The sequence below is a fragment of the Arenibacter sp. F20364 genome (assembly GCF_023015905.1).
Classification (GTDB): Bacteria; Bacteroidota; Bacteroidia; order Flavobacteriales; family Flavobacteriaceae; genus Arenibacter.
This window is the reverse complement of sequence record NZ_JALKBD010000086.1, coordinates 1-2,434: the sequence shown is the minus strand read 5'-3', so window position 1 is coordinate 2,434 and position 2,434 is coordinate 1. Positions and strand designations below refer to the sequence as shown.

The following is a 2,434-nucleotide window of genomic DNA, read 5'->3' as shown; positions in this document are numbered from 1 at the left end:
AACATTATAGGATTAAATCATGTAAGCCAATGGCGCAGTTTGATTTAATCCGCCGTTGAACTATGCGGTGTCGGTTTTGCGCTTATAATGCTATGGGGATTGAATCCGTTTTATTTTATCCCAAGTTAGGAATTTTTACTTAGTGCGAGGCCTGTTTTCTTTTTCCGATCGGATTTTTGGTAGGCAGTATGGAAGGTATCATATTGTCTTGGGTTCAGATGGTCCAGATTCATGGTTCTCTTTTCTTTTGGGACATAACCCTCCCTGTCGGTACCAATAAGTGTTTCCGACCGTTTTATTGAACGTGTATTTATTTTATCTATTTCCATTGGATTCACGGATTTCACCAAGGCCCTGCCCTGATCGAAAGTATTATCCTTAGGTTTTTCATGATGCCCTCCTTGCATTTGGGGCATATTATTGGTTTTTTGGACCATTGTGGGTAGGAAAATGATATGGTCTCCAGAGAGCTTTGTTCCAATAACCGGTCCTTTATAATAGTCAACAGGGCCTTGCTCCTAGAAGCGCATATTCCAAAATGCCTTATCCGTACAAATCCCTTAGGTAATATGTGCTGTACGAACCTGCGGATGAACTCCTGGGCCCCAAGGTGCATTTGAGAGCTTTGGTGGGTTCTATAGTTTTTATAGTCAAAGTAGACTTTGTTATCTTCGATGGCCTTGATCCTATGGTTGCTAATGGCGACCTTATGGGAATATCTCCCTAAATATTCGATGACACTTGCAGCACCGGCAAAAGGCCTCTTGGCATAGACTACCCATGGTTTTTTGAATAAGGAGTCCACAAGGCCCTTTAGGTCTGCATGATCGATTTCCACTTTATTTTTCAATAGTTTCAACTGCTTGAGGAACACGCCCCGGAATACCTGGGCCATTGCTTTTACCGGAAAAAGGTATTTTCCTTTACCGCGGCCTTCCTTCCATTTGCCCTGTCTGTCGATCCCTCCCGATGGCACCAGGCAATGGACATGGGGATGAAGGCTCAGGTTTTGCCCCCAAGTGTGTAGGATACTGGTCATACCGCTCCTTGCTCCCAGATGTTTAGGGTCATTGGAAAATACCGTTAGGGTCTTCCATGATGCACTGAACAAGATGTTGTAGAGCTGTTTTGGATAGGCCAGGCACAACTGGTTCAACTCGCTCGGTATGGTAAAGACAACATGGAAATAAGGCACCGGCAGGACCTGTTCCGTACGTGCCCGGATCCATTTTTCCCGCTGTTGGACCTGGCACTTGGGACAGTGCCTGTTTCGGCAACTGTTATAGGCGATCTGTCGATGGCCGCAGTCGGGACAACCTTGGAGATGTCCCCCTAGTACTGCCGTCCTGCAATTGACAATGGCCCTGATTACCTTTCTCTTTTGGTAGCTTACTTTGTGGCCTTCCAAAAAATCGTCCCCATATTGTCCAAGTATCCCCGCCACCTCGTACTTCGGTCTCAAGGGATGTGGTAAAGTACATCGAGCGGGCTCCTCAGGTCTTCATATCCGGCCTTGGCAACTCTAAGGTATATCAGGGTGCTCTGTAGGCTGCTATGGCCCAGTTGTTCTTTTAATTGCAATATGTTCCCTCCCTGTTCCAAGAAATGGACGGCAAAACTATGGCGCAGGCTATGGATCGTTACATGCTTGCAGATTCCTGCCCGATCAAGTGTCCTGGCCAGCACCTTTGTAACGGATGAGCGGGAATAGGGCTTGGCCCTTTGATGACCATTGATCAAGTATTTTTCCGGATGGTAGTTGCCTATATAGGTCTTTAGGCCCTTTGCCATTAATTTTGACAATACCACATATCGGGTAACCCCGTGCTTGCTGTCTATTATGTGGATCCGATGTGCATTGAAATCGATGTCCTCCGGCCTCAACTTCAATAGTTCGCTTATCCTTAGGCCAGAGGAATAGAGCAGGGACAACGCTACCCGGTGTTTTAGATTGGGGCAATGCACTGGGTCCAGCAGACTTTTGACCTCTTGTTGGTTGAGTACAACAGGGACTTTGACCTTGGCACGGTTGCCCTTGAGCTCGATGCTCCGGTTCGGGGTTTTCATTACTTGGAACAGAAACCGGTAGCCGTACACCAAAAGCTTGATCAAGGAATGGCTTGCTTTGCGCAGCCGTAGATCATACATGTAATCGGTAATTTGCCCGTCGTCCAATAGATGGAAGCTTTTGCCATAATGCAGGCTGATCTGGGACAGGGCCCTAAGGTAGTTCTTACAGGTAGATTCCGAATAGCCCGCCGCTATATAGGCCCTTCGGTACCTTTGATAGGCCTTCCCGAAGTTCGGTACCGTACTTTTTGCCAGTTCGGTGCAGGATTGCACACTTTTTTTTGATACATAAATTTTAGATTTAGATTAATCCATATAATTTACGAAATCTAGCTGAAAAGGTTACCGAAGGTTTAGTTCAACA

Annotated in this window: 3 protein-coding genes; all 3 read right to left on the bottom strand. The window is 46.3% G+C overall.

Going from position 1 to position 2,434, the window contains the following annotated elements:
• Positions 1-125: 125 nt before the first annotated feature.
• Genes MWU84_RS23745 through MWU84_RS23735 form a run of 3 tightly spaced genes read right to left on the bottom strand, consistent with a single transcriptional unit; the run spans position 126 to position 2,343 of the window.
• On the bottom strand, positions 126-329 hold the full coding sequence (locus MWU84_RS23745; RefSeq protein ID WP_093978154.1) for a hypothetical protein: 204 nt from the start codon (positions 327-329) through the stop codon (positions 126-128).
• Positions 330-343: 14 nt separating this feature from the next.
• Positions 344-1,462 (bottom strand): IS91 family transposase, encoded by a 1,119-nt coding sequence (locus MWU84_RS23740; protein ID WP_093978153.1) that lies wholly within the window; start codon positions 1,460-1,462, stop codon positions 344-346.
• Positions 1,459-2,343 (bottom strand): tyrosine-type recombinase/integrase, encoded by an 885-nt coding sequence (locus tag MWU84_RS23735; protein ID WP_093978152.1) that lies wholly within the window; start codon positions 2,341-2,343, stop codon positions 1,459-1,461. Before MWU84_RS23735 ends, MWU84_RS23740 begins: the two co-directional genes overlap by 4 nt.
• Positions 2,344-2,434 lie beyond the last annotated feature (91 nt).

What these genes read in the sequence shown, in the direction of transcription:
- MWU84_RS23745 (WP_093978154.1), bottom strand. Translation starts at nt 329, where the DNA reads ATGGAAATAGATAAAATAAATACACGTTCAATAAAACGGTCGGAAACA.